Source organism: Arundinibacter roseus, assembly GCF_004348825.1.
Taxonomy (GTDB): Bacteria; Bacteroidota; Bacteroidia; order Cytophagales; family Spirosomataceae; genus Arundinibacter; species Arundinibacter roseus.
Map to the genome: position 1 here is coordinate 21,489 of NZ_SMJU01000026.1, position 6,000 is coordinate 27,488.

The 6,000-nt window shown below is 44.8% G+C and carries 7 protein-coding genes; 6 read left to right on the forward strand and 1 reads right to left on the reverse strand.

Annotated features, from left to right (window positions below):
• Positions 1-158: 158 nt before the first annotated feature.
• The 4 genes from EZE20_RS24575 (at position 159) to EZE20_RS23485 (ending at position 2,822) form a co-directional block, all read left to right on the forward strand.
• On the forward strand, positions 159-284 hold the full coding sequence (locus EZE20_RS24575) for a hypothetical protein (protein ID WP_262709673.1): 126 nt from the start codon (positions 159-161) through the stop codon (positions 282-284).
• Positions 285-957: 673 nt separating this feature from the next.
• The gene (locus EZE20_RS24215) at positions 958-1,908 is read left to right on the forward strand and encodes a T9SS type A sorting domain-containing protein (protein ID WP_165933569.1); all 951 of its coding nucleotides are present in this window, start codon (positions 958-960) and stop codon (positions 1,906-1,908) included.
• Between the two features lie 220 nt (positions 1,909-2,128).
• Positions 2,129-2,287: a hypothetical protein gene (locus EZE20_RS24220; protein ID WP_165933570.1), complete on the forward strand. Its 159-nt coding sequence runs from the start codon at positions 2,129-2,131 to the stop codon at positions 2,285-2,287.
• A gap of 43 nt (positions 2,288-2,330) precedes the next feature.
• A complete protein-coding gene (locus EZE20_RS23485) occupies positions 2,331-2,822 on the forward strand; it encodes a helix-turn-helix domain-containing protein (protein WP_132122403.1) in 492 nt (163 codons plus the stop codon).
• Positions 2,823-2,906: 84 nt separating this feature from the next.
• Here EZE20_RS23485 and EZE20_RS23490 read toward each other — a convergent pair whose 3' ends face one another.
• Positions 2,907-3,152, reverse strand: coding sequence for a DUF3179 domain-containing (seleno)protein (locus EZE20_RS23490; RefSeq protein ID WP_199879948.1), 246 nt, complete (start codon positions 3,150-3,152; stop codon positions 2,907-2,909).
• A 246-nt stretch (positions 3,153-3,398) separates the two neighbouring features.
• Between EZE20_RS23490 and EZE20_RS23495 the strand changes: the two genes are divergently transcribed.
• Positions 3,399-4,520 (forward strand): RagB/SusD family nutrient uptake outer membrane protein, encoded by a 1,122-nt coding sequence (locus EZE20_RS23495; protein ID WP_132122407.1) that lies wholly within the window; start codon positions 3,399-3,401, stop codon positions 4,518-4,520.
• 92 nt (positions 4,521-4,612) lie between these two features.
• A complete protein-coding gene (locus tag EZE20_RS23500) occupies positions 4,613-5,902 on the forward strand; it encodes a sulfatase family protein (RefSeq protein WP_132122409.1) in 1,290 nt (429 codons plus the stop codon).
• The last annotated feature ends 98 nt before the right edge of the window (positions 5,903-6,000 follow it).

Below are 6,000 nucleotides of genomic sequence, written 5' to 3' on the forward strand. Positions count from 1 at the left end.
TTTGGTTTAAAGTTACTAAATAGGTGTTTTAGTCTTTAAAAGAAGCCTATATGGAACAATTGAGCAAAAGATGGAACATATGAGCAAAACATGTAGTTGAATTTTTACTACGTTTACATAAATTAATAGTAATCGATTTAGACTAACAGGAACGAAGGATGGAAAAATCTCGACGGAAAATTTCTTACAAAAAACCACAGCTAAAATGCTTTGGTCAGGTTAAAGTACTCACCTTAAAAATTGGTTCCACCTCAGATGTTGGTGGAATGCAACCAATGCCTTAAACTTACCATATTAAGAATTATGAAAAAACGAATACTCTTTCTATTTATACTTTTCTGTGCATTGGGTCAAGTACTGTACGCACAGGATGTCATTTGGACAGGTTCGGTAAGTTCTGATTGGAATACGAATGGTAATTGGAATATTGGACGACCACCTAATCCAACCGAAACGGCGTATTTTTCAGGATCCTTCCCCAATAATCCTATCTTGAGTACAGCGACTGTAATTAACTACCTCAATTTATCTAGTGGAACGTTAACGATTGCTGCTAGCGGAAGTTTGACTATACGAACAGGAGCGGAACTGTACGCTGGAAATTTTATAAACAATGGAGCTCTCCTTGTGGAGACCGCTATAGGTGGAAGCGCTGATCGTTTTGAAATTTTTGATAGTGCTACAATGACTAATAATGGTACAATGTCAGTAGATGCTTTAAGAAATATTAATTTTAGGGAGCCTTTTGCAGCAAATACTTTTACTAATACGGGCAATTTAGAATTAAAAGGTGGGTTGTTTGGTATCGGGATCAGCACAGGTTCACTTCAAATTTTGAATACGGGGCAAATAACCCATAGCGGTAATGGTAACTTATTTGCTTTTGAAAGTACGTCACCTGGGACATCGGTTAGCTTTGTAAATAGCGGTACAATCCGTTCAACATCCGGAACAGGTGTGATATTTTCAAATGCGGTAACTTTTACAAATCAGGCCTGTGGACGGATGTTTTTGGCATCCGGAGATTTTTCTACCAACGGCACTGTATCCAATACCGGGCTTATACAAGTCGCTGCTAATATTAGTAATACCAATTCATTTACTAATTCAGGGGTAGTGAGTGCATCCAATTCGCCGTCATTTACTAATAGTGGTTTAATTGTTCGTAGCGGTGTAAGTCATCCCAATCCAATCTTTACTTACGGCGGTGGAGGGTATTCGGTGTCAGGGATATTCACCGACGAGGGTGATCCTCCTACATCCGCAGGTAGTTTTTCTGCGCCAAATTCATTTACTCCCAATGGAATAGAAACCTCACTTTTTGCACGGGTTAGTAATGGCACCTGCACATTTTCGGTCCCATTTAGTTACAATCCCAGCCCTTTTCCGGTCAAGCTGCTCAATTTTGAAGCCGGCAGCGGGCCGCAAATCGTTCAATTGCGATGGAGTACATCCGAGGAAATTGCCAACAAAGGATTTGAACTATACCGCTCAACTGATGCGCAAAGCTGGGAACGAATTGGCTTTGTAGCGGGTACTGGCTTTTCAAAAACTGTTCAAACCTACTCATTCGATGATCTGAACCCAAGGCAGGGCATCAATTATTACCGCCTAAAACAAATTGATCTGACTGGGATTTCAGAAGATTCACGCATTGTTTCGGTACAGTTTTTGGGCGAAAACCAACTTTATATGTACCCCAATCCAACGCAAAATGAGCTCAAATTTCGACTTCCATCGAATGTAGAAATTACGGAAATTCAGGTATTGAACCTAGCGGGAAAGGTTGTGCTTACCCAAAAGCCTGGTGCTACGCTTTTCATTGGACAGCTACCAGCCGGGACCTATCTTGTGGAGCTAAAAACGAAGGATGGCGGGATTTTTGTTGAAAAGATTTTGAAGGAATAAATTAGGGAAAAGGCGAATTTGAATCCTAATGGTTTAGAAATTAACTATAAAAATCAATAGGATTCAAATTTTCTTGAAACAAATCTTAGCTTATTTTTTGTACACATTTCACATCAAGAATCTCAATTTTTTCTGCGCCTTCTCCCCTGATTTTCAAAAAGATCGTTATCATTTCCTTCAATTTTTCTGCAGGAGTTTTTGAGTTTAACCGGGATCCGTTTTGAATTATTTATCGATCAGTGAATTGGTTTATAAAACATCTGAGTATGAAGTACTACGCCGCCGCTGTGTGGAATTAAAAGAATCGGGCTGGAATCGGAGCGCCGAAGCGACAGAAGGACATCGACTCAGCATTTGGGTTGACCGAGGGCTGGGTTAGCCAGACACTTAAGAAATACCGGGAGTCTGGTCCCCAAGGGCTTTTGGCCCGAAAACCATCTGGTTCCCAACCAAATCTGACAGCAGAACAACTCAAAAAGCTTGTTGAGGAGTTGAATCTGGGTGCAACCAGCCATGGCTTCCCCAGCCACATCTGGGCACGTTCGCGCGTCAACGAGCTGATCGGCAGGCTCTTTGGTGTCAGTTATGATTTGACACAGGTGGGGCGCATCCTGAAAAAGGTGGGTTGGAGCCTACATAAACCAGCCAGGAAGGCCCGTCAGCAGAACAAGCAAAAGGCCCAATTGTGGCAGGAAGAAACGGTTCCGGAATTAAATCGGATCGATTTCTATGATTTAAACAATAGAAGGGGAATAAAAATCTTTATATTTTTCCCGCCGTTATACGCAGCGGTTCCCCGCCGGGACAAAAACTCGGTGAATGAGCTTGTTGCAAACATTGTTTTGACTAACATCTCGTTCTTTCCGCCTCCGGGCGCCCGGTTCGGCTGTTTTGCGCACGTAATATGCTTTTAAATCCTGGGAATGCTGGATGGCTGACATGGCTCCATTGTGCAGTAGAGCTTTCCAAGGCTTATTGGCTTTGTTACTTGTTACGGCTTAGCCGTTAACCTGCCGCCACCAACTTCCAGTGGTTTTGTCTTCAAACATGGTATTGAAATGATCCATTCCTACGAGTAGGAAGGTTTCCAATTGACCATTGACAATCGGCTCAAAAACCCGGCCTGTGTGACATACCGTACAATAAGTTACAATAATGAGCTTTCCGCCCGGCGTATCCTGTATCTGATGATGGTATTCTATGTTCTGAATCGGATATTCATGCGCCTGATTGTTAACTTCCACGCCAATCACTAAACGTTATTCGTCTACCTTATTTTCAGCAGCGTTTTTGAGGATTAGAACCGAAGGTTGAGAGAACATAGTATCAGCTGCCATTTCATATGTAATAGCGTAGGCTACTCCAGCTAGAAGTATCATACACCCCTGGAACTGGAAGCGGTAAGTTCGCCCAAAACTGATTATGTTCGGGCAAGCCGGGAAGAAACCTACCAGCAAGCTGCGGCCGATCTTGAATTCGCAGCGGCCAATTTGCCTGCTATCAACACCGTCAAAGATGGAGAAATCAATAATCTCGCCGCTTACCACATGTTGGCCGAAGTATATATTTCTTTAAAACGCTTTGCTGATGCAGTAACTGCCGCCTCAGCAGTAATCAACAGTCCTGATGTTGCGCTTATGAAGCAGCGGTTTGGGTCCCTGGCACAGCAGCCCGGCGACGTATATTGGGATCTGTTCCGACGATTTAACCAAAATCGAGGCGGCGGAAATACGGAAGGTATTTGGGTGTTTCAGTACGAAGTGGATGTACTGGGCGGGGTGGTTCGATCCTCTACAAAAGAAGGGCCCCAACTGGAACGGGACTGCGCTCCACGCCCCTACTCGTTTCCGTACAAAGATCCGACGGGGGTGGTCCCATTTTTGGCTCTTGGCGTTTCTGACAATACCGGAGGCAGAGGCATTGGACGGTTTAGAGGCACCGATTTGTATACCTATGGCGTATGGCAATATGATTGGAATGATATGCGAAATTCAGAATATAATTTTATTCGGGATGTTGAATTTAATAACCCGGCATCGGTATGGTATGGTCAAAAACTCTCGGAACACATGGAGATATTTCGGCAAAGACTCGATGATACACTGCGGAATTTTTATCCATATCCATCCAAAGTCACTACGCCTGGTCAGCATCCCGCCGAGCTATACGTAAACCCAGAGCTGAAAACGCTGAACGCCTCAACCGCCGGAACTACCTATTCGGATCAGTACTATATTCGTTTGGCCGAAACTTACCTGCTTCGTGCAGAAGCACACCTGGGAGCAGGAAATACTGTACAAGCAGCAGCCGACATTAATGTGATTCGGGATCGTGCCAAGGCAAAACCAATCACAGCCGAAATGGTAACCATAGATTTTATTCTCGACGAGAGAATTAGGGAATTAGGCGTGGAAGAAAAACGCAGATTAACGCTTAACCGATTAGGATTACTATATGAACGAACCAAAAAATATTGCAATGGTCATCCTACCGCTGCCAATTTTGGCGTAGATGTAGCGCCGCATAATAACCTTTTCCCAATACCATTAAGTGAAATTGAACGTAATACTGGGGCTGTTCTGGAACAAAATCCTGGGTATGCCAGTCAGTAAATTATGATTTCCAAAGAAGTAAAGTTATGTGCGCCTGTTGATTTACAGGCGCACAATCTTACTTTTACCCTTAACCGATTAACCAAAAACTCATGAAAAACCAACGCCTGCCTGTCCTTTACTTTGCCTGCTTTTTCCTGCTATCGATCTTTATTTTTTCCTGCAAAAACACAGGACAACGTGCTTCCAAAGGCTCTAAACTAACCGAAGCGCCTGCCAAACGTCCTAATATTCTGTTTGTTATCTCCGACGATCAATCCTACCCACATGCGTCGGCCTATGGCTACAAAGCGGTAAAAACACCTGCCTTCGACCGGGTGGCGCGCGAAGGAATCCTGTTTACTAATGCTTTTGTGGCCTCTCCCGGCTGCAGTCCCTCACGTGCGGCTATTCTGACGGGTAAAAATTGCTGGCAGATACGGGAAGCCGGTACCCACGCCAGTACGTTTCCGGCCGATCTCGTGATTTTTACTGAGTTGCTCGAAAAAGAGGGCTATTTTGTGGGAATGACAGGCAAAGGCTGGGGCCCCGGAAAAGTTGTAGGTCGAAGCCAAAATCCAGCCGGAAAAGCCTTTTCCAGCCGCAAACTTACGGCTCCCAAGGGTATCAGCGACAATGACTACACCGCCAATTTCCAGGATTTTATCACCAGCAAATCCGCCGATCAGCCGTTTTGTTTCTGGTTTGGCGCGCAAGAACCTCACCGTCCGTATCCCACCGGTATTGGCGCAAAAAACGGGATGAAACTTTCGGATGTGCAGGTTCCGGGCTTTCTTCCTGAACATCCTCAAGTACAGTCGGATATGCTTGATTATCTGTATGAGATTCAATGGTATGACAGTCATTTGGATCGTATTTTGCGAATGCTTGAAGAAAATGGGGAGCTGGAAAACACGCTCATTGTGGTAACAGCCGACAACGGCATGCCGTTTCCCCGCGCAAAAGCCAATGCCTATGAGTACGGATTTCATGTGCCGATGGCCGTGCGGTGGGGCGCACGTATCAAAGGCGGACGCACCGTTTCTGACATCGTAAGTTTGGTTGATTTGGCGCCCACTTTTCTGGATGCTGCTGGCGTAAAAAACAAACCTTCGGACATGGAAGGCAAGAGTTTGATGTCCCTGTTTGCGGGCAGCAAAAGCAACCGAAACCAACCGCATCGTCAGGCAGTTTTTACTTCCCGGGAGCGGCATTCGTCTTCGCGCTGGAATAATCTGGGCTATCCACAACGGGCGATGCGGACGGCCGATCACCTGTTTATCTGGAATATTCGTCCCGAAAGATGGCCGGCGGGTGATCCACAAAAATTTGAGGATGATGGAAGCCTCGGCCCGATGCACGGTGGGTACCACGACATTAGACTTGTTGCAATGGAAAAATAGTCTTAAATTTGGCACATGAAAATATCGATAAATGATCTAAAAAATGAGCGTCAATGGCGTTCTGCAACCGGACTTAATAAGGAAAGATATATTAAGTT

Coding starts and splice junctions, on each gene's coding strand:
- EZE20_RS24575 (WP_262709673.1), top strand. CDS start 159: ATGGAAAAATCTCGACGGAAAATTTCTTACAAAAAACCACAGCTAAAA.
- EZE20_RS23500 (WP_132122409.1), top strand. CDS start 4,613: ATGAAAAACCAACGCCTGCCTGTCCTTTACTTTGCCTGCTTTTTCCTG.